The organism is Actinomadura rudentiformis, assembly GCF_008923185.1.
Taxonomy (GTDB): domain Bacteria; phylum Actinomycetota; class Actinomycetes; order Streptosporangiales; family Streptosporangiaceae; genus Spirillospora; species Spirillospora rudentiformis.
The window spans coordinates 38,630-63,624 of sequence record NZ_WBMT01000002.1; the positions used below are offsets into that span (position 1 = coordinate 38,630).

The following is a 24,995-nucleotide window of genomic DNA, read 5'->3' on the forward strand; positions in this document are numbered from 1 at the left end:
GACCGGCCTTCCCGTCGTTGGGGATCTCGTACGGGGATGTATCGCCACAACCCCCGATCCGGGTTCACGCCACGGCTCGGCAAAGTCTCGATCCCTCCGGCGGATCGGCGGCGGAATGCCGGGAAAGACCGGAGGCATGAAGGTCAACGCCGAGAAAGCCGACACGCTCGTCCTCTTCGGCATCACGGGCGACCTCGCCACGAAGATGTTGCTGCCCGCGCTCTACCGGCTGACCGCGCGCGGCGAGCTCGACATCCCGATCATCGGGGTGGCCAGGTCCGACTGGGATGACGAGGCGCTCCGCTCGCACGCGCGCGAGGCGATCGCCGCCGTCCACGAGGTCGACGACGAGGTCTTCGGGCGGCTCGCTCGACGGCTGCGCATGGTCAACGGCGACTACCGGGACGGCGCGACGTTCTCCCGCCTCCGCGAGGCCGTCGAGGGTTACGGGTTCCTGACGCACTACCTGGCGATCCCGCCGACGTTGTTCGAAACCGTGGCGGAACGGATCGCCGGGGTGGGGCTGAACGAGAACGCCCGGCTCGTGGTGGAGAAGCCGTTCGGCCACGACCTGGAGTCGGCGCGCGCGCTCAACGCCGAGCTGCAGAAGTGCTTCGACGAGGACCATCTGTTCCGGGTCGACCACTTCCTGGGCAGCGAGCCGGTCGACGGGCTGGTGATCGCGCGGTTCGCCAACACGCTGCTCGAACCGCTCTGGAACCGGTCGTACGTGGACAATGTGCAGATCTCACTCGCGGAGGACTTCGACGTCGCCGACCGCGGCTCGTTCTACGACTCGGTGGGGGCGCTGCGCGACGTCGTCCAGAACCACCTCCTGCAGGTGTGCGCGTACCTGATCATGGATCCGCCGGCCAAGCCCGACGTCGCCTCCTGGCAGAACGAGAAGTGGCGCGCCCTGAGCACCGCCCGCGCCATCTCCCCTTCCGACGTCGTACGCGGGCAGTACGTGGGCTACCAGGACGTCGAAGGCGTCAAACCGGGCTCCACGACCGAGACGTTCATCGCGCTGCGGATGCACGTCGACAACTGGCGCTGGGCGGGCGTCCCGTTCTACATCCGTTCCGGCAAGTGCATGTCGACCTCCGCCACCGAGGTCATCGTCGAACTGCGCAAGCCCCCGGTCACGCTCTTCCAGACGCCCGAGGGCACCGCGCCGCCCAACCTCATCCGCTTCCGCCTCGAACCCAGGGCCGGAATGACGTTCGACCTCCTGGTCGAGCGGCCGGGCAACGAGGACCGGCCCGTGCCGGTCCCGGTCGCCGTCGACTTCTCCGACGTGCTGGGCCCGGGCGAGATGCCGTACGAGCACATCCTCGGCGCCGCGGTCTCCGGCGATCCGGAGCTGTTCACCCGCTTCGACCTGGTGGAGGAGTCCTGGCGGATCGTCCAGGACATCCTCGATCCGCACGATCCGCCCGAGCCGTACAAACCCGGCACCGACGGCCCCGCCTCGGCCGAGCGGCTGCCCGGCCCGGACGGCTGGCACCCCCTGGAAGGCTCCTCCAGGTGATCACCTGCCTGGCGAGCTTCGAGTGACGGCCATGATCGTGCACCGGTACGCCCCCCATCCCCACGCCCTTATGATCTTCACAGCGGTCCAGCTCAACGACCCTTTTCGCCGCGTTCGACCATGCCACTCCGGATTCCAGCACCATCGACGCGCACCGGCCCCGCCGCCCCTGACCAGCCCCGACTTTGATCACCAATGCGTAACAAGGTGAACTTTCGGGCTAAGCTGCGCATCCTCAATGGTGCACGGGGGATCGCCGGCGAGGCCGCTCCTTCTGCCTGTCCCGGAACAGTCGTCGAGGAGGTCGCGCGGTGAAGGAATCCCGGCACGAGCCGGAGTCTGCGGACAAGGCCGCCGACCCCACAGAGCCCGTCACGGACCCGGCGGGCGACGACCCCAGCCGTGCGGACACGGCCGAGTTCCCCCTCCCCCAGCCCGCCGCCTCAGACCCGGACGAAGTGACCCCGGACGGTGAGGAACTCTCAGCCCTCCTGGGCGTCTCCCCCACGCCCGAGAACGAGCCTGCGGAAGCCGAGCCCGAGGCCGAAGAGCCCACGCCCTCCGCCCCACCTCCCGCACCCGACACGGATCCTGATCGCGGTTCATGGACCATTGAGGACCCCGGCGTCACGGCTGCGCTGACGGACTTCTTGGACGACCCCAGCACAACCGAGCCCGCAGCGGAACCGGAGGACATCGACCCGGACCGTACGGCAACCGACCCCGTCCCTCCGGCGCCTTCAGCCACGCCCGAACCGCCGTCCCCTCCATCTCAGGCGCCCACACCCGAGGCACCCACACCGACGGCTCCCGAGGCTGCGCCGCCCGCCCCCAAACACGCGGCGCCTGCATCGGATGCGCCCGAATCCGCGCCACTCGCTCCCACAGCGCCAAAACACGCGGCCTCTGCTTCACCAGCGCCGGTATCGGAGCCCCCCACACCGGCGGCCCCAGATTCCGCGCCACCAGCACCCTCAGGCCCCAAACACGCCGCGCCCGCGTCACCCTCGCCAGCATCGGAGGCTCCCGACCCGTCGGTGGCCACACCTGCGCCGCCAGACCCGGCCGCGGAGCGCCCTGCACCGCCAGCGCATCCCTCGGAAAGCCCCACACCGGCGGCGCCGACACCTGCGACCACTGAACCATCAACTGGCACCGCACCAACGCCTGCACCGCCCGCGGCCGAACACGCCGCGCCCACGCCACCGGCACCCGCAGAGCGCACACCGGCCGATCCTGCACGACACGCGGCCACCCCACCGCCGCTCGAACACACCACGCCCACGCCACCCGCACCCGCGGACCGCCGCACATCGGCAGAAACCGCACCACACGCGACCACTCCACCCGCGGCCGACCATGCCCCGCCAGCGCCACCGACACCCGCGGGACGCCGGACACCGGCAGAACCTTCACCACAGGCGGCCACACCACCCGCGCCCGAACATGCCCCGCCAGTGCTGCCGACGCCCGCGGAGCGCACATCGGCAGAACCTTCACCACAGGCAACCAGATCACCCGAATCCGAACACACCCCGCCTACGTCACAGATACCTGCGGAGCGCACACCGGCAGAACCTGCACCACAGACCGCCACACCACCCGCGACCAAACACGCCGCGCCGGCGCCAGCGGCACCCGCAGAGCGCGCACCGGCAGAACCTGCACGACACGCGGCCACCCCACCCGCGCCCGAACATGCCCCGCCGGCGCCACCGGCACCCGCAGAGCGCCGCACACCGGCAGATCCTGCACCACAGGCAGCCACACCTCCGGCGGCCGAACACGCTCCGCCAGCGCCACCGGCACCTGCCGGGCGCCCCACATCGGCAGATCCTGCACCACCTGCGGCCAAACATGCCGCGCCTCCGGCACCCCCGTCGACGACTCCTGCATCGCGGCCCAGACACGCGGCGCCTTCCGCGGGGTCGGGGGCCGCACCCGCACCGGCGGCGGGGTCCCCTGCGCCGCCGGGGGCGGAGTGGCGGCCGGAGGGGGCGGTTGATCCGGATCGGACGACGGACGATCAGGTGCCTCCGACGCTCAGGCAGGTCACTGAGTGGAGGGCCGCGGTCGCGCCGCCTCGGACGGATCCGGGGCAGGAGCAGTGGGGTGCTCCCTCCGTTCACCCCGATCCGTCCTTCCAGTCAGGGTGGAGGGCTGCTGGCGACCCGGCCTCCACGACTCAGACGGATCTGCCGATGCGCAGTTCGGCTCCGACTGTCGAGACACCGCTCTCGTCCACACCGGCGCCGCCCGCGTCCACGGACTCGGGCCAGTGGGCGGTTCCGTGGGAAAGCCAGACGCCGCAGCAGGCCGAGGCGCCGCCTAAGAAGAAGAAGCGGCGCGGTCGGCTGATCGCGGCCGTGCTGGTGCTGGTGCTGCTGGCCGGTGGGCTGGTGGCGGGGCAGTTGCTGCGGCCGTTGCCCGAGCCCACGCTCTCATTGACGTTGTCCAAGACCAGTCACACCTTCGCTGGGGCCAAGCCCGTGCTGGCCTGGCCCGGCCAGGGGCAGTCGGCGTTGTTCGTCGAAGGCATCGGGACCATGGGTGCGGCAGGCGGCGGGGCGCCCACTCCCACGGCCAGCGTGGCCAAGGTGATGACCGCGTACGTCTTCCTCAAGAGCCATCCGCTCGCCAGCGGACAGCCCGGTCCCACGTACACGGTGTCCCGGGAGGCCGCGATGCGGCTGATCGGGCAGAAGCGGCGCGGCGAGTCGCTGCTGGAGGTCACGGCGGGACAGCGGCTCACCCAGCGCAAGGCCCTTGAGGCGCTGATGATCATTTCGGCGAACGACGTGGCGCACGAGCTGGCCCGGTGGGACGCGGGCAACCCGGTCGCGTTCGTCGCCAAGATGAACGCGGCGGCCAAGCAGCTGGGCATGAACAACACCCGTTACACCGACCCCAGCGGCTACCGGTCCGACACGGTCAGCACGGCAGGGGACCAGGTCAAGCTGCTCCGCGCGGCGATGCGCATCCCGGCGTTCGCCGAGATCGTCGCCCAGCGGACCTTTGTGCCCGACAACGGCGGTCCGGTGCGCATCGGCGGCAACATGCTGCTCGGCCAGCTCGGCGTCGTCGGCGGCAAGACCGGCTTCACCGACGCGGCGGGCGGCAACTACGTCTTCGCCGCGCGCAAGCGGGTCGGCGACGTCAACACCCTCATCATCGGCGCGGTGATGGGCCAGCGGTCGGCGAGCGCGGTGGGCGCCATCGACGCGGCCAAGAACCTGGTCGCGGGCGCCGAAGGGGCGCTCGTCTCGGCCACGCTGGCCCCGGCGGGCCAGCAGGTCGCGAAGGTCGACGACGGTCTGGGCGGCACCACTCCGGTGACCACCAAGGCCCCGCTGACCGTGATCGGCTGGCCCGGGCTCACCGTGCCGGTGAAGATCGATGCGACCGCGCCCCACAAGGCCGCACAGGGCACGCAGCTGGGCACGGTGTCGGCGGGCGCGTCGCGCGTGCCGCTGGTGCTGGGCGCGGAGCTGACCGAGCCGCCGGTGACGAAGCGGCTCCTCCGCCTGGCCGACTAGGCCGTCCGGCGTGGGCCGTCCAGGTCGGGTGTGCCGGCTGGGCGGTCCACGGCGGGGGTGAGCCACACGGTGAGCGCCATCTCCATCTCCAGCCGGTTCTCCGGCTTGTAGAGGCTCTCGCCGAAGAGCTCCTCCAGCTGGTGCAGCCGGTAGCGGACCGTCTGCGGGTGGACGTGCAGCCGGGACGCCACCTCCGTGGCGTTGAACCCGCTCTGCAGGCATGCGAGCAGGGTGCGGGCGAGCCTCCCGCGATGGCGCGGCCGGACGGTGCGAAGCGGCGCGAGGCGCACGTCGGCGACGGCACGGACGAGCTCCTCGTCCTTGAAGACGACGAGCGTCGGCATGTGCTCCGAGCAGCGGATCAGCTGGTCCGACGGCAGGATGCCGCGCCGGGCGAGGGGCAGCGCCTCGCGCGCCCAGCGGAGCGATTTGGAGGCGTCCTCAGTACGGACCGTGGGCCCCATCGCGGCGACCCAGCTGCGCAGCGCCGAGTCGAGCAGGCGCCCGCGCCCCGGCCCTTCCGGATCCGGGACGACCAGGCACGGCTCGCGCCGGTTGACGTCGGCGAGCACGTCGGGAGGCAACGACGGCTGGGAGAACGGGTGCTGGCCGCGCTCGTACAGAACGACCGCGGCGACCGTCCGTGGAACGCGCCACTGCGCGAGACGCGCAAGATCCGCGATCGCCTGTGGTGACGCGGGCGGCTCGGCCAGCAGCAGGTCCAGCAGGCGCCTGCGGCGGTGTTCGAGCTCGCCGGCCTCCTGCTCGCGCGCCTTGGTGTACCCCTCGGTCGCGGCACGCGCGATCTCGTCGAGGAACGCGAAGATGGCCTCGGCGATGCTGGCCAGATGGCGGCGCGAGACGTTCATCTGCTCGGACTCGGCGGCCAGGCGCCGCCACGCCACCCGGGCGCCGAGCCGCAGCGTGCCCTGCAGGACGTCGAGGTTGCGCCCCTCCCGGGCCTCCGCCCAGCCGATCTCCCGGTAGACCGCGGCCACGGGCTCCCAGGACGCGTCCGGGTCGACGATCAAGTCCACGAACTGCCGCAGCGCGCCCTCGACCGCGAGCCGCACCAGCCGGGCGTACTCCTCGTCCTGCGGCCGGTCGTACTCCGGGATCCCGGCGAGGATCTCCTCGATCATCTCGTCGGCCAGCTCGGCGAGATGGGGCCGGAAGATGTCGGAAAGCTCGCCCGGCACCCCGGCCCAGGGTTTCAGGGGCGAGTGTTCCTCGATCGCCATGGTCACCGTCCGCACCTCCCGCCCCGCACAGGAACGCGGGGGCGTTTCGGAAGTTACCTCGGTGTGATCCGCAGCTCTTCACCGCATGTGAAGCAATGAAATCACCGAATTGTCATCCGGATGACAAGGCCTTGTCAGACGCGCCGATGCCCCGGGCCCGCGAAGACCGCCGCCGCGCCCAGCCCCAGATAGATGAATCCGGTGGCGAAGCGCTGCCGCCGCTGGAACGCAGGCCTGGCCCGCAGCCAGCCGGCGATCGAGTCGGCCGCGAGCGCGTACAGGATGTCGCTGACCAGCCCGATCAGGCCGGTGATCAGCCCCAGCACCAGGATCTGCATGGGCACCGCACCCGCCTTCTGGTCCACGAACTGCGGCAGGAACGCGAGGAAGAAGAGGATGACCTTCGGGTTGAGGACGTTGACGAGCGCGCCGTCCAGGTAGACCCGGCCGAGCGACTGCGGCTTGAGGTCGGGCGTGTCATGGTCGCCCCGGCTGCGGAACGTGCGGATCGCCATGTAGACCAGGTACGCGGCGCCCGCGTACCGCACGATGCCGAACGCGGTCGATGAGGCCGCGATCACCGCTGACAGTCCCGCCGCCGCGGCCACCATGTGCACGAGCGTGCCGGTCTCCACGCCGAGGGCGGACGCGATGCCCGCGCGCCGGCCTTCCGCGATGCTGCGCGTGGTGATGTAAAGGTGGTTCGGCCCGGGGATGACGACCAGGGTCGTCGCCGCGAGCAGGAAGAGCAGCGGATTCGTCATCCCATGGACGTTACGGGGCACACCGGACGGCATGTAGTGCCAAACCGGTCCGCCTTGCGTGGACCATACGGCCGAGGTGATCGCCCCAGGCGGTCGGCTCAGGCGGTCGGCTCAGGCGGTCGGCTCACGTTCCGGCAGGCGCGGGTCCGACCGCCAGGGCGCCCGCGAGCACGAACCGCCCCGACATGCGGACCATGCGGGTGACCTCCTCGGTCGGACGCCGCAGCGCGGTGAGGCTGACCAGGGCGGCGAGCAGGATGTGACCGAGCACGATCTCCACGTCGTCGAGGTCGGGCACCGGGTCGCCGATCGCCACCGACAGGCGGTCGCGGACGAACAGGAACAGCACCGTGCGGGCATCGTCCACGCTGGAGTCGTCCGAGGTCACCGCCTGGATGATGGCCGACGTGAGGGTGAGCTCGGAGGCCGCGACCTCGACGATGCGCTCCAGCAGCGCGGTGAGCCGTTCGGCCGGGGTGTCCCCGATGGCCAGCGCGTCGATGTCGTCGGTGACCCGGTGCGCCCAGGTGGCGGCGACTTCGGTGAGCAGGTGATCCTTGGTGGCGAAGTAGCGGTACACCGTCGCCCTGGCAACGCCCGCGCGGTCGGCCACGTCGTGCATGGTGACGGCCGGGTAGCCGCCCTCGTGCGCGAGTTCGCGGGCGGCTTCGAGCAGCCGCTCCCGTCGGGCCTGCTGATCCTTGCTCAGCGTCCGCGTGACGGTGATCCGCACATCGCCGGTCAAGTGTCGCCTCCTATATGTGGCCGTGACCATCTTCTCGCACATTTGTTTCGTTCCGGTCGCACATAGCTCATGAACGGCCGGAAGGGGAAAGCCGATACCGGGGGACCGCGACCACATCTGGCCTTGTTCGCCGGCGCCGGTGACGTCAGGATGGCGAGAAGTCCGGCCTACCGCTTGCTTGGTTGAGACCTTAGTCTAGACCGAAGTCTCACACCCGGGAGCCGCCCATGCACGACCCCTCCCCCACCACCGGCATCATCATCACCGGCGGCGCCTCCGGCATCGGAGCCGCCAGCGCCCGCGCCCTGGCGGAAGCCGGCCGTCCCGTCGCCCTCTGGGACCTCGCCGATCCCACCCCGCTCGCCAAGGACATCGCCGGGACGTACGGTGTCGCCGCCCATCCCGTCACCATCGACGTCACCGACACCGGCGCCTTCCCCGCGGCCGTCGCCGCGAGCCGCGCCGCCCTCGGCACCATCGGCGGCCTCGTGCACGCCGCCGGCACGCCCGGCCCGCACCCTGTCGGCGACCTGACCGAGGAACGCTGGGACTTCGTCCTCGACGTCAACCTGCGCGCCCACGCGCTCCTCGCCCAGGAGCTCCTCGACGACCTCAAAGCCAACCCCGGCTCCGCCATCGTCGGCATCGCCTCCATCGAGGCGTTCCTCGGCCAGGCGTTCATCCCGGCCTACTGCTCGTCCAAGGCCGGGCTGCTCGGCCTCACCCGCTCTCTCGCGCACCTGCTGGGCGGCGACGGTGTCCGGGTGAACGCGGTCTGCCCGGGTTACATCGACACCCCGATGCTGCGCGGCGCCACGCCCGACGACCTCATCGCGAGCTTCTCCACCAAGGCCGTGCTCGGCCGTCTCGGTGAACCGTCCGATGTCGCCAAGGCGGTGCGCTTCCTCATGAGCGACGACGCCTCGTTCATCACCGGGACACACCTGACCGTCGACGGCGGCGCCACCGCGGTGGACCGCTGATGGAGGAGCCCCCATGACCACATCCCTCGCCGGAACCACCGCGCTCGTCACCGGCGGCGGCAGCGGCATCGGCCTGGCGTGCGCGCGCCGCCTCGCGGCCGACGGCGCGATCGTGACGATCTGCGGCCGTACGGAGGAACGCCTCGCCCGGGCCGCCAAGGAGATCAGCGCCAGCAAGACCAGCGCCAAAGAGACCGGCGCCACGAAGACGGGCACCGGCGAAACCGGCGAAACCGGAGTCCGGTACATCGTCGCGGACGTCACCGACGAGGAGCAGATCGCGGCCGCCGTCGCGTTCGCCGCCGAGCCCGCGCCCCTCCGCGCCGTGGTCCACAGCGCCGGCGGATCCACCTCGATCGGCCCCGTCGGCGCGCTCGACGCCGACGCCTGGCGCGCGACCCTCGAACTCAACGCGACCGGCACCATGCTCACGCTCAAGCACGCCGCGAACGAGATGGCGCGCTCGGGCGGCGGCGCGTTCGTGGCCATCTCGTCGATCGCGAGCTCCAACACCCACCGCTGGTTCGGCGCGTACGGCGTCTCCAAGGCCGCCGTCGACCATCTCGTCGCGCTCGCCGCCGACGAGCTCGGTACCGCCGGAGTGCGCGTCAACGGCATCCGCCCCGGGCTCGTCCGGACCGAACTCGTCGCCGGGATCGCCGAGCCGGGCCCGATCCTCGACGACTATCTCGCCTGCATGCCGCTCGGCCGCATAGGCGAGCCGGAGGACATCGCGGAGGCCGCGCGCTTCCTCGCCGGCCCCGAGTCGTCCTGGATGACCGGCCAGGTCATCAATGTCGACGGCGGCCACCACCTGCGCCGCGGCCCCGACTTCCGCGCCATGTTCGACCCCATGTTCGGCGCCGGCGCCCTCGACGGCGTCCACGGTGCACCTCCCGGGGAGCGACCGACCGCGGGGTGACCAGCCCCAGGCTAGGAGCACGCTGATGACCGACCTCAAAGTGGATCTGCTCGACGGGGAGATGTACGCGACCGACCCGTGGTCGGTGTACGCGCGGCTGCGCGCCGAGGCGCCCGTGTACCACGACGCGGAGAACGGGCTGTACGGGATCTCCCGGCATGCCGACGTCTTCGCGATCGAACGCGACGCCCGGCTGTGGAGCAGCGCCGGCGGCTACCGGCCGCAGCTCCCCTCGGACCCGTCCATGATCGGCCAGGACGATCCCGAGCACATGCGCCGGCGCCGTCTCGTCTACGACCGCTTCACCCCGCGCGGCGTGGCCCGCTATGCCGACAGGATCCGCGCCACCGCGATCGACTGCGTCGACACCGCGCTGGAGAAGGGCACGGTCGACGCGGTCGCCGAACTGGCCGCACCGCTGCCCGCCCGCGTGATCGGCTGGCTGCTGGGTTTCCCCGAGGACGCCTGGCCGAAGATCGTGCACTGGTCGGAGACGGCCGGGCCGGCGGGCGGCGGCCGCCGTTACATCACCGATGCGGCGACGATCGCCGCCGGCGAGTTCGCGCTGGCGGCCCTGGAGATGGCGAAGGAACGCCGCACCTGCCCGACCGACGACCTGCTGTCCATCTGGTCGAACGTCGGACCCGGCCAGCCCGCGTACGACGACGAGCACCTCGCCCACGAGGCGCTGCTGCTGCTCGTCGGCGGCGCCGAGACGACCCGGACGGTCATCGCCACCGCGATCGACGCGCTCATCCAGCATCCGGACCAGTGGCGGCTCCTCCGGGAGGATCCGGCACTCATCCCGGACGCGGTGGAGGAGTTCATCCGCTGGACGACGCCCATCCTCAACATGTGCCGCGTGCCCACGCGCGACACCGAGCTGCACGGCGTGCCCATCCCGGCGGGCGAGCAGGTGCTGCTGATGTACGGCTCCGCGAACCGCGACGAGACCGTCTTCGACGCACCTGAAACGTTCGACGTGACCCGCACGCCGGGCGACCACATCGCGTTCGGCCTGGGCGCCCACTTCTGCCTCGGGGCCTCGCTCGCACGGCTTGAACTCAGGATCTTCTTCGAGGAGTACCTCGCCCGTGTCGGCACCGCCGAATGGGCCGACGCCGAGGGACCGCGGCTCCTCCGCAACGCCTTCTTCCGCGGCGTGAGCTCGTTGCCCATCACGCTGACTCCATCGCCCTGACCCGCAGCCGGCGTCCCCGGCAGTGGCGAGAAGCTGATCGACCACTGCCGGGACGCTGACGAATCCGGCCTACGCGACGTCGAGTTCGCTCCGCCGTTCAGCCCAGAGCAGTGAGTGCCGGATGGCGTCCTCGATCGTGTACTCCGGTTTCCAGCCGAGCAGGTCACGAGCCTTGGCCGGGTTGACGTAGGCGCCGACCACATCGCCGGGACGCGCCGGGGCCTCCTCGGCCAGGAAGCCGTCGCCGACGACGTCCCGGAACGCGGTGACCAGCTCCCGCACCGTGGTGCCGTCGCCGGTGCCCAGGTTGATGACCTGGTAGGCCCGCTGCCGGTCGGCCGGCTGGAGCGGCGGCACGATCGAGTCGAAGCGGGCCGCGGCCTCGTAGAAGGCGCGGGCGATGTCCCAGACGTGGATGTAGTCGCGGATCGCGGTGCCGTCGCGGGTCTCCCAGTCCACCCCGGTGATCTTGAACGGCACGCCCAGCCGGTACGACTCGATCATCTTGCCGAGCGCGTGTGTGGGCTTGCTGTTCTGCAGGCCGGTGCGCAGCTGTGGATCGGCGCCGATCGGGTTGAGGTAGCGCAGGGAGATGACCCGCAGGCCGTACGCGGTCGCGAAGTCGTCGAGCATCTGCTCGGCCATCATCTTCGAGCGCGTGTAGGGATTCTGCGGTTCCAGGCCGGATTCCTCGGTCACCGACAGGTCGGCCTCCGGCCGGTACATGCCGGCGGTGGACGCGAAGATCATCCGGTCGCAGGCGTTGCGGTGCAGGTGCCCGGCCAGTTCCAGCGTCTTGGCCACGTTGACCCGGTAGTACCGCAGCGGATCGGTCATGGAGTCGGGCACGACGATGAGCGCCGCGCAGTGCACGGTGACGGTGATGTCCGGGTGGTCGCGGAAGATCTGGTCGACCAGGTCTCCGTCCGCGATGTCGCCCTGGTAGAAGATCTTTCCCTCGGTGAATTCCGGCCGGCCGGTGATGAGGCTGTCGAGCACGACGGGGGTGACTCCGCGCTCGGCGAAGGCCGAGGCGATCGTGCTGCCGATGAATCCGGCACCCCCAGTGATCAGGACCTTCACGGTGTTCCCCTGAAATCCGTTGAGCTCCCCTGAATCTGTACGCACAGGATCAACAGGCAGTGGTGGACGGTCAACGCCGCGTCGTCCAACTGACCGGCTCCGGACTCGCGTCAACCGGCGCGCGCTTCCGGGCGTCCGCGCGTGATTCGTCGGACAGGCGCGCTCTCGCGAACCGGTCCGTCAGTTACGGACGTGCTGATACGGCGGATTCGGTTCTGTCCACGACGTACAGCGTTTGGAGGATCCCTTTCGGCCGCGGACGCGCCATCGTCGTGTACATGCAGCTCATCCGCGTCCTCATCGTGGACGATCACGCACTTTTCGCAGAGGCGTTGTCCGCCCGCCTCGGGCGGGAACCCGACCTGGTGGTCCTTCCGGTCGCCGCCGACGTCCGTCGCGCCCTCGCGCTGACCGCGACCGAACGGCCGCAGGTGATCGTCCTCGACCTGACCCTGGGGCCCGAGAACGGCCTGGACGTGCTCGACAGGGTCCGCGAGCACCATCCGGACGTCCGGGTGGTGGTCCTCACCGCGATGAGCGATGTGGACGCGATCGTGCAGGCGATCCGGCGCGGCGCGGTCGGCTGGCTGTCGAAGACCGAGAGCGCCGACCTGGTGGCGCAGGTGATCCGCGGCGCCGCCCGGCGCGGCGGCTGGATCCCGCCCGAGGTCCTGGGCGACGTGCTGCGGCGGCTCGCCGGCGACGACCCGGAGCCGAACGGCGGCGCCCAGCTGCTCGCCGACCTCACGCCGCGCGAGCGCGAGGTGCTCCAGTGCATGGTCGACGGCCTCAACCGCGCGGAGATCGCGGACCGGCTCGGGCTGTCGGCCAACACCGTCCGCACGCACACCCAGAACCTGCTGGCCAAACTCGACATGCACTCGGCTCTGGAAGCGATCACTCTCGCGATGCGCGCCGGTATGCGCCCAGGCCGCCGCGACTAGGCGCCGCGACCAGACCGCCCCAGGGGCCCTCGGGGGCTGTGGTGCAAACGACGTAGCGGGCCATCGTCTCGATGAGCGATTCGACCTCCGCGAGCCCTTCTTACGCTCGGGCCTACGTACAGCCGCCCGGCGGCTGGACTGAGGAGCGTAGGGAGCTTGCGACCGAAGCGACGAGGGAAGCCGCCGGGTCAAGGCGGCTGCACGTCGGCGAGCGGAGCGAGCCCATGAGCAGGGCAGCCGGAGGGAAGATCGTGGAGATCGACGAAGTCGCGGCACGCGTCATCCGCAGCTACTGGGCGCTCCTGCTGGTCATGACGGTTCTCCCGCTGCTGCTCGTGGGGTACGTGATGAGCGGCCAGGAGCCTGCGCACGTCGCCAAGTCCCGGATCCAGGCCAGCAGCCGGGCCACCGACGCGGCACCCGGGGACGCGGGCGTGAGCATCGTGGTGAGCCAGGTCAAGGCGTTCGCCACCAGCAACACCCTGCTGCTGCGGGTCATGCGGGCGCAGAACGTGGACCGCGACCCGGCGAAGCTCGCCAAGCAGATCGAGGTCACCGGCCTCGGCACGTCCACGATGGTCGAGATGTCGGTCAAGGACGCCGACGCCGGTCTGGCGCGCCGGCTCAACGATGCCATCGCGACCGCGGTCGTCGCCGAGATCAACGAGTCGAACCAGGGTGCGATCACCCGGCAGATCAAGGAGCTCGACAAGCGCATCCGGGCGCTGGAGAAGCGGCTGGGACCGCTGTCGCGCCAGGCCGGTGCCATCCCGCGCCCCGACATCAGCGCGGCCAACGAGCGCGAACGCGTCCAGGCCGAGCTGACCGACCTGCGCTCCAACCGCAGCGACCTGCGCACCCAGCTCACGACCACCGGGACCGCCTCGGTCGTCCAGCCGGCCGTGCTGGCACCGCCCTCCAACCCGGTCGTCATGATGTCGGCCGTCGCCGGGCTGGCCGGACTGATCTTCGGCATCCTCGTCGCGGTGGTGACCGAGATGTTCCGGCCCACGATCCCCGGCCAGAGCCGGGTGGCCAAGCGGCTGGACACGCCGCTGCTGGGCTGGGCCGACCGCACCGACGCCGAGCTCGTCGATCTCGGCCGCCGCATCCGGCTCGCCTCCAAGCGTGCCGGGGTCACCCAGGTGACGCTGGTCGGGACCCGCAAGGAGCCGCTGCCCCCGGAGCTGGTCTCCAAGGTGGCCGCCGCGGTGTACGGCGACGAGACGAAGGTCGTCACGACCGCGCGCCCCGCCACCACGAAGCCGAAACCCGAGAAACCAGAAAAGCCTGGGAAGTCCGGCGGCGAGGACGCGGACGCCGGCGGCTCCTCCAAGGCCATGGCGAACGGCAAGGTCAGGGACACGGGCAAGGACAAGGGCGCCGACAAGGGTGACGGCCCCTCCTCGCCCAGCGGCACCTCGGTCGTCCGGGCCGGCAGCAGCACGGCGCTCAAGCCCAAGCCGCCGACCAGCGAGACCGTGTCGGCCAGCGAGCTGACACAGCCGCTGCAGATTCCGGTTCGCGCCACCTGCCATGTGCACGCCTTCGAAGACATCGACCCGGGATCCGACGACAAGGTCGGCGTGGTCGCCGTGGTCGGGCCGGTGACCCTGGTCACGGGCCTGGACTCGGTCCGCGATCTGATCACCGCGTCCGGCTGGCCGCTGCTCGGGGTCGCCGCCACGGCACGGAAGATGAAGAGGTAGCCGCATGACCACCGACAGCCCCGCCGCACCCAACTCCCCTGGCGGCAGCGCCACCGGCAGCGCCGCCGCCGACAAGCCGGAGCAGGCCACGATCCCGTTCGCCATCCCGACCGTGGCGAGCGAGGTCCCCGACGCCGTCGCGAAGGTGCTCGGCTCCGGCTGGATCACCACCGGCCCGCAGACCGGCGCGTTCGAGCAGGACTTCGCCGACCACCTGGGCGCGGCACACGTCGTCGCGGTCGCGTCCTGCACCGCGGCGCTGGAGCTGTGCCTGCGCGCGATGAACCTGCCGCCGGGATCGGCGGTGCTCACGCCGAGCCTGACGTTCTGCGGAGCGATCAACGCGATCCTGCACGCCGGGCACCGGCCCGTCCTGGTCGACATCGATGAGGACACTCTCGTCCCGAGCCCGCACACGGTCGCGGCGGCCGCCGCCCGCCACGCGCCGGCCGCGATGATCACGCAGAACCAGGGCGGCTACCCGGTGGACGTGGCGGCGCTGACCGAGGCGGCGGGCCTGGACCGCACGCGGGTGATCGAGGACGCGGCGCATGGGCCGGGCGCGGCCCGCGACGGCGTCCCCGTGGGCGCCCACTCGTTCGCGGCCTGTTTCAGCTTCTACGCCACCAAGAACATGCCGATCGGCGAGGGCGGGGCGGTCGCCACGAGCGACCAGGAACTCGCCGACCGGATCAGGTCCATGCGGCTGCACGGCATGAGCAAGGACTCGTGGCGCCGTTACCTGCCCGGAGGCAGCTGGCGCTACGACGTGAAGAACGTGGGTCTCAAGGCCAACATGACCGACGTCCAGGCCGTCATAGGCCGGGCCCAGCTCGCCGCCCTGCCCGGATGGCAGCGAGAACGCGGCGAGCTCGTCGCCCGCTACGACGCGGCTCTGGCCGGCCTGCCGAATCTCACGCTTCCCCAACGCGACCTCGACGGCGTCCAGCACGCCTGGCATCTCTACCAGGTGCGCGTGCCGGACCGGGACGCGATCATCGCCGAGCTGGAGACGGCGGGCGTGGGGACGTCGGTGCACTTCATCCCGGCGAGCCACATGACCGCCTACCAGTCGATCCTCGGTCCCGAGGAGTGCGCGGCGGTCCCGGTCACCGACCGGGTGGCCGACGAACTGCTCTCCCTGCCGCTCTATCCCGGCCTGTCCGCCGCCGCCCAGGAACGCGTCATCACCGCGATCACCGAGGCATTGCGGAGCCGAGGCTGACCGTGCGCAGATTCCTGCGGCGCAGCGTGCCGTACCTCTCGAGGGGGGACAACCCCCCACGCCCCCCGTGGCGGCTCCGCCGCGAGGGTGACCTCTCGAGGGGGGACGACCCCCCACGCCCCCCGTGGCGGCTTCGCCGCGGGGGTGAGGCCCTGGCCCAGGCCGCGCCCGCCGAGGAGAGCCCGCTGGCCCGGCTGATGGGCCGCGAGGAGGTGGTCCTGACCGGGCTGCGCGGCCACCGGCTCATCCCGGGCAGGCGCGTCCTGGTGACCGGCGCCTGCGGAACGGTCGGCTCGGCCTTCTGCCATCAGGTGAAAAAGCTCGATCCGGCCGCGCTGTGCCTCGTCGACCGGGACGGCCCGCGGCTGCGCCGGCTCGGGCATGAGATGACCGGCCACCTCGACACGGAACGGATCACTCTCGCCGAGACCGACGTGAGCGACCGCGAAGCCGTCGACGACGTCTTCCGCGCCGCCCGCCCCGAGCTGGTGTTCCACATCGCCGGGCAGAACGAGCTGGCGAAGCTCGAGGTGGAGCCGTGCCAGGGGGTCACCGCCAACGTGCTCGGCACCCGCCATGTGGTGGACGCCTCCGTCCGGCACGAGGTGGCGCGGCTGGTGTTCGTGTCGTCCGACAAGGCCGCCGACCCGACGTCGGTCTTCGGCGCGACGATGCGGCTGGGCGAGCTGCTCACGCAGAGCGCGACCGGCGGCCCGACCTGCTTCGCCGCCGTCCGGATCGGCAACATCATCGGCGAGCCGGGCGCGCTGCTCAGCACGCTCGCGCACCGCATCTCCTCGGGCGAGGTCGTCACCATCACCCATCCGCAGGTGGCCCGCCACTTCATGACCGTGGACGAGGCCGCCGGGCTGCTCCTGGAGGCCGCCGCGCTCGCCGAGGAGGCCGAGACGTTCGTGCTCGACATGGGGAGTCCCGTCCCGGTGATCGAGCTCGTGCACCGCTACGCCGAGCAGCTCCGGCTGCCCGAGGTGACGATCCGGTTCAGCGGGCTCGGGCCGGGCGAGAAGCTGGCCGAGAAGACCTTCGCCGACTCCGAGCGGCGCATCAGAACCGCGCATCCCAAGATCTGGGCCACCCGGCCCGCACCGCCCCCCGCCGGGCTCCCGCAGTTGCTCGACGCCCTCTGCGACGCCGCGGGCAGCGGCGACGACGACGAGGTGCGCCTGCAACTGCGGCGGCTGCTCCCCGAGTACCACCCCGTACGACGCCCGCGCCCCCAGCGTGAGCCGGGCGGCGACACGCCGCTCTGCGACGCGGGCTGCAGCCCCGATCCGCCCGGCCTGTGAGGTGCTCCATGGGTACAAGCCGCAAGCTCAGAGTGGCCACCGTGATCACGAGGTTCAACGGCGGCGCCGGCCAGGTGGCGCTGAACGGCGCCCTCGCCCTGCCGCCCGGAGACTACGAACGCGCCGTCATCACCGGCGGTGTCGGCATCGACAGCAAGGCCAACGGGGCCGGCCACACGACGGACAAAGCCACGGACAAGGTGCTGTACGGGGATGAGGCGGTGGCCAACGCGGCCGCCGGGGACCTCACGCCGCAGGCCCACGCGGCCGGCATGGAGATCGTCCAGGTGAAGCCGCTCGTTCCGCAGATCTCGCCACGCGACGACCTGGCCGCGCTGCGCACGCTGACCCACGTTCTGGCCGAGGGCCGGTACGACGTGGTGCACACCCACAGCGCCAAGGGCGGCGTCATCGGCCGGGTCGCGGCGGCGCGCGCCGGGGTGCCGCGGATCGTGCACACCTGGCACGGCTTCCCCTTCAACGAGTTCCAGTCGTGGGCGCGGCGCCGCGCCTACATCGCGCTGGAACGCGTCGCGGCCAAGCACACCGACGCCTTCCTGGCGATCGGCTCGGAGACGATCACCACCGCGCTGCGCCTCGGCCTGACGACGCCGGAACGGGTACGGCTGTCCTGGCCGGCCGTCGACACCTCCGCGTACACGGCCGCGCCGGGCTCGCGTGCGCAGGCACGCCGCCGCCTCGACCTGCCGCTCGGTGTGAAGGTCGTCGGCTCGGTCGGCCGGCTCACCTTCCAGAAGGGACCGGAGATCTTCGTCCGGGCGCTGGCCGGCCTGCCCGACGACGTGTTCGGGTTGTGGGTCGGCGGCGGGCCGATGGCCGGCAAGCTCGCCGATCTGACGGCCAAGCTCGGCGTCGAGGACCGGATGCGCTGGCTCGGCCACCGCGACGACGTCGCCGACGTGCTGCCCGCGTTCGACCTCATGGCGATGGCCAGCCGCTGGGAGGGCCTGCCCTGCGTGCTGGTCGAGGCGATCAGCGCGGGCATCCCGCTGGTCGCCACCGCCGTGCCGTCCAACCAGGACCTCGTGCTCGCCGGGGAGACCGGCCTCCTCGTACCGCCGGAGGACGCCGGGCAGCTCGCCCGTGCCATCGCGCACCTCCTGGACAACCCGGCGACGGCGGCCCGGATGGCCGACCGCGCCCGTGACCGGGTCGGCGACTGGTTCTCGCCGGAGTACCTGGGCGGCGTGCTCGACGACACCTACCGAGGGAGCTCCAAGCGGCCCTACCAGAAGTGACGACGCGCCAAGTGTGACGACCTGCAGAAGTGACGGAGAGACACCATGTCGCCGACCACCAAGGCTCCGCGGGTCACACCGCCGCCGACCGCGGCGGCGACGGCCACGCCCGCGGCGACGACCGGGGCGGAGCCCGCGCCGCAGCCGGAGTTGCGGCGCCGCCGGTCACTGGCCGGCATCGTCACGGTGCTCGGCATCGCGTCACTGCCGATGCTGATGCCGTTCGGGATGGGTCCGGGGCCGGGCAACACCGGCCTGCCGGACGCCGCGCTCATCGTGGTGACCGCGGTCGTGCTGCTGTGGGCGGGTTCGCGCAGGCAGCCGATCCGCTGGCCGTTCCTCATCCCCACCCTGCTGACCATCATCGCGGGCGGCATCGCCTCGATCGCGAACGAGGGCGTCGGCGCGCTGACGCTGGTCAAGGACCTGTTCGTGCTGCTGTGGGCGGTCAGCCTCGCCAACCTCGGCCGCGACCCGGCGCTGCTCCGCGTCGCCATCAAGGCCTGGGTCTGGATCGGCACGTTCTACGCGCTGGTGATGATCTTCGGCTTCGTGACCGGGAACGACACGCTGTCGGGCAAGCAGATCGACGGCGAGCGGGCGATGTTCACGTTCGGCGACGCCAACTACGCCTCGAACTGGTTCATCTGCATCTTCTTCATCTCCCGCGCGTGCCGGTTCCCTGAGAAGAACGTGCACCGGTACGCGGTCTGCGGGATCCTCCTCGTCGCCGAGGTCCTGACCGGCTCCAACGGCGGCGCGCTGGCACTCGGCTGCGCGATCGTGCTCGGTCATCTCTTCCGCCTGTTCCGTGAGGGCAAGGTGCACCAGGCGCTGGCCACGGGCACGCTCGCGGTGTTCCTCGGCGGCGGTGGCGTGACGCTGCTCTCGGTCGTCGACATCCAGCCGTTCCTCGACCGGGCCAGCGCGGCCTCGCCCATCCTGCGCGACTCGATCGGCCGGACCACCGGCGAGAGCACCGAGTCGCGCAGCACGGTCTTCGGCACCACGGTCCGGATGATGGAGGAGCAGCCGCATCCGTGGGGCATCGGCCCGGGTCACACCGAGAAGGCGATGCTCGTCAACCAGGAGACCTACGTCCGCGAGGCGCACAACGACTACATCGCGGCGGTGCTGGAACGCGGCTTCCTCGGTGGCATCGCGCTGATCGTGCTGATCTTCGTGCTGCTGCTCAAGTGCACGCGCGTCGCCCGGCGCGACGTGCTCAAACCCGAGTACGCACGGCTGGTGCCGAGACCCGAGCTCTTCGGCGCCCTGGTCGCGGTGTTCCTCATCTCCGGGCTCTTCTACGAGACCTTGCACTACCGCCACGGCTGGGCGTTCTTCGGCCTGATCGCCGCACTGGATCTCTTCGGCCGGAGGGACGCCGCATGACCGACACCCACCTGACCGGCGCACAGACTCCCGGCACGCAGGCTCCCGGCACCCAGGCTCCCCCGGTCGAGGCACCGGCCCGTACGATCACCGGCAGGCTCGTCGGGTTGATGGCCGGGAACATGGCCGGCCGGATCGGCGCGCTCGCCTCGCTCGGCATCGCGACCGTCATGGTCGCCCGGATCGGCGGGCCCGCCCTGGTCGGCGCGTTCACGCTCGTCCGGATCCTGCCGGGCCTGCTCTGCCATCTGTCCAACGCGGGGTTGCCCGCGGCCGCGCCGTACTTCCTCGCGAACCAGCAGTACGACCAGTCTCGGGTACGGCCCACGCTGGCCTGGCTGACCGTCGTGGGCGCGCTGATCGGCGGGCTCTCCTGGCTGGCCCTCAGCCCGCTGATCTATCTGGGTTTCTTCACGTCGTTCGGCTACTGGGTGGCGCTCGCCGCGACGGTCCCCGCGTTCACGCAGGGGTTCGTCTCGGTCGGCAAGGGGCTGCTGCAGGGCACCGACGACATGCGCGGCGCGAGCCTGGCGATCGCGGTCGAGGAGTTCATCTTCCTGCCGATCTATCTGGTGATCCTGCTCGGCTGGTACGGGCCGGGCGCGCTGATCACCGGGCTGGTGCTCGCGGACGTGGCCGCGGCCGCCTGGATCGCGGTACGGCTGGCACGGCGCGGGTTCTTCGCCGGATGGGGGCGCCCCGACCTGCGGCTGGCCCGCACCATCTCCGGGTACGGCTTCCGCGGTTACCTGGGCCAGCTCATCGACCTGCTGCAGCTGCGCTTCGACATGGCCCTGCTCGGCGCGCTCGCGGGCCCGAAGGTGCTGGGCGTCTACACGGTCGCGAGCAAGTTCGCCGAGCTCGTGCAGTTGCCCGGGTTGGCCGTCAACTACGTCCTCTACCCGGATTTCGCCAAGGAGAGCCGAGCCGAGGCCACCCGCCGCACACGCAAGCTCATCCTCCCGGCGTTCGCCGTGTCCGTGCTGGCCGCACTGCCGCTGGCCGCCATCGCGGGGACGGCGCTGCCGTGGGTGTTCGGCGACGTCTTCGACGACGCGGTGGTGCCCACCTACATCCGGCTCGCGGGGGTCGTCACGTTCGGCGTCACGGGGCTCATCATGGCCTACCTGTACGGCGTCGGACGGCCCGGCGCCGCCTCCACAGGCCAGGCGATCGGCCTCGTGGTGGTCGTCGTCTCCGGCGTGCTCCTGATCCCGCCGTTCGGGGCCGAGGGCGCCGCGATCGCCACCGCACTGTCCTTCGTCGCCACCACCGCCGCGTTGCTGGCGTGGTTCTTCCATCTCCCGCACAAGCAGCAGCTCCCCGAACAGAAGGGGTGACGGCATGTCCGCCGAGAAGGGCCTTGAGACCCGTTCCATCGACCCGTCGGAGGGCATCGCGCCCTCAGCGGGCCGCCGCGTCCTCGACATCGCCGGGGCGCTCGCCGGTCTGGTGCTGCTGAGCGTCCCGCTGCTCCTGCTGTACGTGCTCGTACGGGTGACGAGCCCCGGACCGGGAATCTTCAAGCAGAAGCGGGTCGGGCAGGGCGGACGTCCGTTCGTCATGTACAAGTTCCGCACCATGCGGCAGGGCGTGGGCGGGCTCACCGTCACGGCCAACTGTGACCCGCGGCTGACCAGGGTCGGCAAGCTGATGCGGGAGTGGTCGCTGGACGAACTGCCGCAGCTGGTGAACGTGCTGCGCGGCCACATGACGCTGGTCGGCCCGCGGCCCGAGACCTACGACCTGGCCGTGCACTACGACGCGCGCTGTCGCTGGATCTTCGACCACCGGCCCGGCCTCACGGGCGTCTCGGAGGTGCGTTTCCGTGACTTCGACGTGCTCCCGCCGGGCGAGGAGGTCGACCTGGTCAACTACATCGAATGGATCGTCCCGGCCCGGGTCCAGGTCGACGCGTTCTACCTGAGCGACCCGTCGATGCGCGCGACCTTCCAGGCGCTCTGGGACACCGTGCGGCACGTGCTGGGCTTCAAGATCCCACCGTTGCGGGTCACGCCGGACGGCACCGTGACCGATCAGCCGGCGCAGAACCACCAGCAGGCACACAACCAACGGCCCGCGCAGCCGCCGAAGGCCGAGCCACAGCGGGTGGAGGAACCGGGTTCGGCCGCCTGACGGTTTCTCGCCTGACGGTTCCGGTTTCGGGGAAGGACATCGTCGATGGACATCCGCTTCAAGGTCTCGGCCGTGGTCGCCACGTTCGTGCTCGTAGCGGGCTTCCTCTTCTACATACAGCGCAGCGCGACGGACGGCCACGAGCCGTACCGCGGCCCTCTCGCCAGTCCGGGCGTGGCCGCGACAAAGCCCGGGGCGACCATGCACATCGCGCTCAACACCACGCCGGCCGACTATCCGCGGCTGCTGCAGCTCGGATACGACCTCGCCGACGTCAAGCCCGGCGACGGTGACCTCGCCGCGCTCCCGGCGGGCATGAGGGCGTTGCTCTGGGTCGGCAACTTCCAGTGCGACGAGTTCGAGTTGTCGTACGACGCGTTCACCGCCGCCGTCCGGAAGTACGGCAGCCATCCCAAGGTGTACGGCTGGTACCTGTCGGACGAGCCCGATCCGGGCACGTGCCCCAAAATCGCCGGAGACATCCGCCGCCGCGCCGACTACGTAAAGCGGCACGCTCCCGGGCAGGTCACGTTCATCTCGCTCACCGACTTCCCGATGAAGCCGGTCACGCCGAAGAAGGTGAACGTCGATCTCGTCGGCCTCGATCCGTACCCGTGCAAGGGCGCCTCGAAGGCCCGCGCGGACTGCAACATCGATGCGATCGACCGCATGGTGCGCATGGCCGACGACGCGGGCGTCCCGCGCCGGGCGATCGTGCCGGTCTTCCAGGCGTTCGGCACGGAGTGCTCGAACGGCCCGCGACACTACTGGCTGCCAACGGCGGACCAGTTCCGGCAACTGCTGCGGCGCTGGGACCGGCTGGTCCCGCGCCCGCCGTTCGACATCGCCTACTCGTGGGGTCACCAGGGCGAGTGGGCCTGCCCCACGCTCGCCGACGCCGACGGCCGGAACGGGCGCCCGGACCTGCAGACGCTCGTCAAGGAGCACAACACGAAGTGACCGCGGCCCGGAGCCGCGACATCGACGCCGCGTCGTCAACCCGTCGCCGTCAACCCGTCGTCAACGACCCGTCGTTAACGGCCGACGGCGGTGCCCGCGCCCTCGTTGCCGAGAAGCGGCACCTCCACGTGACCCAGCTGCAGCGCGGCCACCTCGAGCAGCCCGACCACCACGACGAACGCGGCGATCAGCATGCCGATCCGCTTAGGCGTGTTCAGCGCGTCTATCTTCCTGACCGTGCTCACCAGCGTGGTGACCAGCGCGGCCTTCTTGCCCGCCATCCCCTGACACTCCCCCTGAACCCGTTTGAAGCAGGGGCAAACGATACCGGTACCCGGGCACCGGGGGAGCGACCGGGGGTCACCTCTTGATCACGACAGCTGGCGGCTGGTCAGGTTGGCCGACCGGGCGTTGACGCACACGCCGGTGGCGAGATCGAAGGCGAAGTTGTGGGCGAGGCAGTGCAGTTGGCCGTCCCGGATGACGGCGCCCACCGACAGGTCCTCCCCCGCGTGCGGGCAGTAACGCGGAATGTCGTAGGAGTGGCCGGCCGACTCCACCACGATGCGTTCCGTTTCGTCGCGGCCCGTCTCGTACTCCTCGACGGCCTGGAGCGCGGGCGCGTTGGCGTGCTTGAGGAGCCCGACCAGATAGTCGTTGTAGACGTCGGGATCGCGGTAGAGGCTGAGCCGGAACGAGATCAGCAGATCCTCCCAGGCGAGCCTGCCCTTGAGGATGCCGTCCACCCAGCGGCCCGCGGTGGTGATCCGGTAGTGCGGCCGGGTGTCCGGCCGGGCCTGGCTCACCGTGAGCCCGTCCGGCGAGAAGTCGACGTCCCAGACGCCGCCGTTCGGACCAGTGATCTCGAAGCGGACCAGCATGCTGATCTGGCGCAGGAAGTAGTCGCTCAGGCCGCCGAGGTGCTCGAAGTGAGCGACGAAACGGTCGAACAGCCCCTCGTCGGGCACCGGATACTCGGCGATGGCCTCATTGATGTGCTCGGCGCGGTCGGCGGCATAGCGGGCGAGATAGTCCGGCCGGGTGGCGTCGCTGAACTCGAACTCCGCCGAAGTCGGGTCGAGCGCGATCTCGCCCGTGTCCAGATCGATGGAGTCGCCCGGCTTGAAGTACTCCCAGCGCTGCGCCGGGAGGTGTTCGCGCAGCCATTCGGTGGCGACCGACGCGTCGCAGAAGGCGCCGTCCGCCTGGTCGAGCACCCAGTTGAGATGCTCGATTTCCTCGCCCAGGAAGCACGGTGGCCCGGCGAACGGGACCGCGAGTTCGGGCGCGGTCTGCCGGACGAGCCGCTGGGCGGCGCGCAGCTTGGCCACGCGCTTGGCCATGGAGATCTCGGCCATCTCCTCCGGCGGGTACTCGTAGCAGATCGGATGCCACGAGGCCCCGGCGGTCTGCAGGGCCATGATGTCGAGCCGTCCACCGGCCTGGTGCTTGGCGCGGCGGGCCTGCGCCGCGGTCAGCCGGGCGTCGTTGCAGTGCAGGATCCCGCGCCCGTCGGCGACCACCAGAAATGCCGCATCATGACACATCGGGGACAACTCGGGAATCGCCGTGATCCACGATCCGCGATTGTCGAGAGGGAATTTCTCCCAGGCCGGTATCTCGATTACCTGACGTGCCCCGGCGGCCTCCCGGATCCGTTCCAGGAAGGCGGGTCCGGGATAACGCGGAATGAGGATTCGGGTTCGCTCGGGAAGCCGTGCGATGACCCAGGGATCGAAGTGATCTAGATGCTCGTGAGACACGGCGACCCAGTCGGTGTCGAGCAACGCGGGAACGTCAAGATGATCGTTTCTCGGGTACTGATGCCACGCCCCGAGGAAGGCGCCCGTCCGGGCGAGCCAGGGATCCATGAGCAGGCGGAACGTGTTTCCATTGACCGCCAACCCGGCGTGTCCGAGAAAGGTGACCGTCGGCATACCAAGACTGTCGCTCCAGGGCATGGTGTTCGCACCCACCGGAATGCGCAAGGTGGCTACGCCGTAGGTATGAAAGAAATGGCGGAAGCGAACGGAAGCGAAACCGACAATCCTGGC

The 24,995-nt window shown here is 70.8% G+C and carries 20 protein-coding genes; 14 read left to right on the forward strand and 6 right to left on the reverse strand.

Annotated elements, in window-relative coordinates; translation table 11 throughout:
* Nucleotides 1–136 precede the first annotated feature (136 nt).
* A complete protein-coding gene (gene zwf / locus F8566_RS03760; protein ID WP_151558064.1) occupies nucleotides 137–1,531 on the forward strand; it encodes a glucose-6-phosphate dehydrogenase in 1,395 nt (464 codons plus the stop codon).
* Between the two features lie 2,201 nt (nucleotides 1,532–3,732).
* Complete coding sequence (locus F8566_RS03765) at nucleotides 3,733–5,067, forward strand: D-alanyl-D-alanine carboxypeptidase family protein (protein ID WP_151558066.1); 1,335 nt, start codon at nucleotides 3,733–3,735, stop codon at nucleotides 5,065–5,067.
* Here F8566_RS03765 and F8566_RS03770 read toward each other — a convergent pair.
* The 3 genes from F8566_RS03770 to F8566_RS03780 all read right to left on the reverse strand — a co-directional run bounded on the left by F8566_RS03770 (nucleotide 5,064) and on the right by F8566_RS03780 (nucleotide 7,817).
* Entirely contained in the window at nucleotides 5,064–6,308 is a 1,245-nt protein-coding gene (locus F8566_RS03770; protein WP_151558986.1) for a PucR family transcriptional regulator, read from the reverse strand. The genes F8566_RS03765 and F8566_RS03770 overlap by 4 nt on opposite strands.
* A 134-nt stretch (nucleotides 6,309–6,442) precedes the next feature.
* The gene (locus F8566_RS03775; RefSeq protein ID WP_151558068.1) at nucleotides 6,443–7,072 is read right to left on the reverse strand and encodes a LysE family translocator; all 630 of its coding nucleotides are present in this window, start codon (nucleotides 7,070–7,072) and stop codon (nucleotides 6,443–6,445) included.
* 124 nt (nucleotides 7,073–7,196) lie between these two features.
* A complete protein-coding gene (locus tag F8566_RS03780) occupies nucleotides 7,197–7,817 on the reverse strand; it encodes a TetR/AcrR family transcriptional regulator (RefSeq protein ID WP_225992848.1) in 621 nt (206 codons plus the stop codon).
* Nucleotides 7,818–8,044: 227 nt separating this feature from the next.
* Between F8566_RS03780 and F8566_RS03785 the strand changes: the two genes are divergently transcribed.
* The 3 genes from F8566_RS03785 to F8566_RS03795 are packed head-to-tail and all read left to right on the forward strand — an operon-like array spanning nucleotide 8,045 to nucleotide 10,923.
* Entirely contained in the window at nucleotides 8,045–8,800 is a 756-nt protein-coding gene (locus tag F8566_RS03785; protein WP_151558071.1) for an SDR family NAD(P)-dependent oxidoreductase, read from the forward strand.
* 13 nt (nucleotides 8,801–8,813) lie between these two features.
* Nucleotides 8,814–9,722: an SDR family oxidoreductase gene (locus F8566_RS03790; protein WP_151558073.1), complete on the forward strand. Its 909-nt coding sequence runs from the start codon at nucleotides 8,814–8,816 to the stop codon at nucleotides 9,720–9,722.
* A 25-nt stretch (nucleotides 9,723–9,747) separates the two neighbouring features.
* The gene (locus F8566_RS03795) at nucleotides 9,748–10,923 is read left to right on the forward strand and encodes a cytochrome P450 (protein WP_192809506.1); all 1,176 of its coding nucleotides are present in this window, start codon (nucleotides 9,748–9,750) and stop codon (nucleotides 10,921–10,923) included.
* A gap of 69 nt (nucleotides 10,924–10,992) precedes the next feature.
* Here F8566_RS03795 and galE read toward each other — a convergent pair whose 3' ends face one another.
* Nucleotides 10,993–12,006, reverse strand: a complete 1,014-nt coding sequence (gene galE / locus F8566_RS03800; RefSeq protein WP_151558077.1) for a UDP-glucose 4-epimerase GalE — start codon at nucleotides 12,004–12,006, stop codon at nucleotides 10,993–10,995.
* A 278-nt stretch (nucleotides 12,007–12,284) separates the two neighbouring features.
* On the opposite strand from galE, the gene F8566_RS03805 reads away from it, so the two are divergent.
* From F8566_RS03805 to F8566_RS03845, 9 genes are all read left to right on the forward strand, one after another.
* Nucleotides 12,285–12,950: a response regulator gene (locus tag F8566_RS03805; RefSeq protein WP_151558079.1), complete on the forward strand. Its 666-nt coding sequence runs from the start codon at nucleotides 12,285–12,287 to the stop codon at nucleotides 12,948–12,950.
* A gap of 224 nt (nucleotides 12,951–13,174) precedes the next feature.
* Nucleotides 13,175–14,659, forward strand: a complete 1,485-nt coding sequence (locus tag F8566_RS03810) for a YveK family protein (RefSeq protein WP_151558081.1) — start codon at nucleotides 13,175–13,177, stop codon at nucleotides 14,657–14,659.
* 4 nt (nucleotides 14,660–14,663) lie between these two features.
* The gene (locus F8566_RS03815) at nucleotides 14,664–15,884 is read left to right on the forward strand and encodes a DegT/DnrJ/EryC1/StrS family aminotransferase (protein WP_151558083.1); all 1,221 of its coding nucleotides are present in this window, start codon (nucleotides 14,664–14,666) and stop codon (nucleotides 15,882–15,884) included.
* A gap of 2 nt (nucleotides 15,885–15,886) precedes the next feature.
* Nucleotides 15,887–17,191, forward strand: coding sequence for an SDR family NAD(P)-dependent oxidoreductase (locus F8566_RS03820; protein WP_151558085.1), 1,305 nt, complete (start codon nucleotides 15,887–15,889; stop codon nucleotides 17,189–17,191).
* Nucleotides 17,192–17,199: 8 nt separating this feature from the next.
* Nucleotides 17,200–18,450, forward strand: a complete 1,251-nt coding sequence (locus F8566_RS03825; protein WP_151558087.1) for a glycosyltransferase — start codon at nucleotides 17,200–17,202, stop codon at nucleotides 18,448–18,450.
* 45 nt (nucleotides 18,451–18,495) lie between these two features.
* Nucleotides 18,496–19,845 carry an O-antigen ligase family protein gene (locus F8566_RS03830; protein ID WP_151558089.1) on the forward strand — a complete coding sequence of 450 codons (1,350 nt, stop codon included), beginning with the start codon at nucleotides 18,496–18,498 and terminating at the stop codon, nucleotides 19,843–19,845.
* A complete protein-coding gene (locus F8566_RS03835; RefSeq protein WP_151558091.1) occupies nucleotides 19,842–21,185 on the forward strand; it encodes an oligosaccharide flippase family protein in 1,344 nt (447 codons plus the stop codon). Before F8566_RS03830 ends, F8566_RS03835 begins: the two co-directional genes overlap by 4 nt.
* Nucleotides 21,186–21,189: 4 nt before the next feature.
* Nucleotides 21,190–21,981, forward strand: a complete 792-nt coding sequence (locus F8566_RS03840) for a sugar transferase (protein ID WP_151558093.1) — start codon at nucleotides 21,190–21,192, stop codon at nucleotides 21,979–21,981.
* Between the two features lie 45 nt (nucleotides 21,982–22,026).
* Entirely contained in the window at nucleotides 22,027–22,941 is a 915-nt protein-coding gene (locus tag F8566_RS03845) for an alpha-amylase family protein (RefSeq protein ID WP_151558095.1), read from the forward strand.
* 74 nt (nucleotides 22,942–23,015) lie between these two features.
* Here the strand turns inward: F8566_RS03845 and F8566_RS03850 are convergent, their stop codons facing one another.
* Together F8566_RS03850 and F8566_RS03855 are read right to left on the reverse strand one after the other, a co-directional pair.
* Nucleotides 23,016–23,222 carry a hypothetical protein gene (locus F8566_RS03850; protein ID WP_151558097.1) on the reverse strand — a complete coding sequence of 69 codons (207 nt, stop codon included), beginning with the start codon at nucleotides 23,220–23,222 and terminating at the stop codon, nucleotides 23,016–23,018.
* Between the two features lie 90 nt (nucleotides 23,223–23,312).
* Complete coding sequence (locus F8566_RS03855; protein WP_225992849.1) at nucleotides 23,313–24,878, reverse strand: Rieske 2Fe-2S domain-containing protein; 1,566 nt, start codon at nucleotides 24,876–24,878, stop codon at nucleotides 23,313–23,315.
* Between the last annotated feature and the right edge of the window lie 117 nt (nucleotides 24,879–24,995).

Coding starts and splice junctions, on each gene's coding strand:
- zwf (WP_151558064.1), top strand. CDS start 137: ATGAAGGTCAACGCCGAGAAAGCCGACACGCTCGTCCTCTTCGGCATC.
- F8566_RS03765 (WP_151558066.1), top strand. CDS start 3,733: ATGCGCAGTTCGGCTCCGACTGTCGAGACACCGCTCTCGTCCACACCG.
- F8566_RS03770 (WP_151558986.1), bottom strand. CDS start 6,308: ATGGCGATCGAGGAACACTCGCCCCTGAAACCCTGGGCCGGGGTGCCG.
- F8566_RS03775 (WP_151558068.1), bottom strand. CDS start 7,072: ATGACGAATCCGCTGCTCTTCCTGCTCGCGGCGACGACCCTGGTCGTC.
- F8566_RS03785 (WP_151558071.1), top strand. CDS start 8,045: ATGCACGACCCCTCCCCCACCACCGGCATCATCATCACCGGCGGCGCC.
- F8566_RS03790 (WP_151558073.1), top strand. CDS start 8,814: ATGACCACATCCCTCGCCGGAACCACCGCGCTCGTCACCGGCGGCGGC.
- F8566_RS03795 (WP_192809506.1), top strand. CDS start 9,748: ATGACCGACCTCAAAGTGGATCTGCTCGACGGGGAGATGTACGCGACC.
- F8566_RS03805 (WP_151558079.1), top strand. CDS start 12,285: ATGCAGCTCATCCGCGTCCTCATCGTGGACGATCACGCACTTTTCGCA.
- F8566_RS03810 (WP_151558081.1), top strand. CDS start 13,175: ATGAGCAGGGCAGCCGGAGGGAAGATCGTGGAGATCGACGAAGTCGCG.
- F8566_RS03815 (WP_151558083.1), top strand. CDS start 14,664: ATGACCACCGACAGCCCCGCCGCACCCAACTCCCCTGGCGGCAGCGCC.
- F8566_RS03825 (WP_151558087.1), top strand. CDS start 17,200: ATGGGTACAAGCCGCAAGCTCAGAGTGGCCACCGTGATCACGAGGTTC.
- F8566_RS03830 (WP_151558089.1), top strand. CDS start 18,496: ATGTCGCCGACCACCAAGGCTCCGCGGGTCACACCGCCGCCGACCGCG.
- F8566_RS03835 (WP_151558091.1), top strand. CDS start 19,842: ATGACCGACACCCACCTGACCGGCGCACAGACTCCCGGCACGCAGGCT.
- F8566_RS03840 (WP_151558093.1), top strand. CDS start 21,190: ATGTCCGCCGAGAAGGGCCTTGAGACCCGTTCCATCGACCCGTCGGAG.
- F8566_RS03845 (WP_151558095.1), top strand. CDS start 22,027: ATGGACATCCGCTTCAAGGTCTCGGCCGTGGTCGCCACGTTCGTGCTC.
- F8566_RS03850 (WP_151558097.1), bottom strand. CDS start 23,222: ATGGCGGGCAAGAAGGCCGCGCTGGTCACCACGCTGGTGAGCACGGTC.
- F8566_RS03855 (WP_225992849.1), bottom strand. CDS start 24,878: ATGCCGACGGTCACCTTTCTCGGACACGCCGGGTTGGCGGTCAATGGA.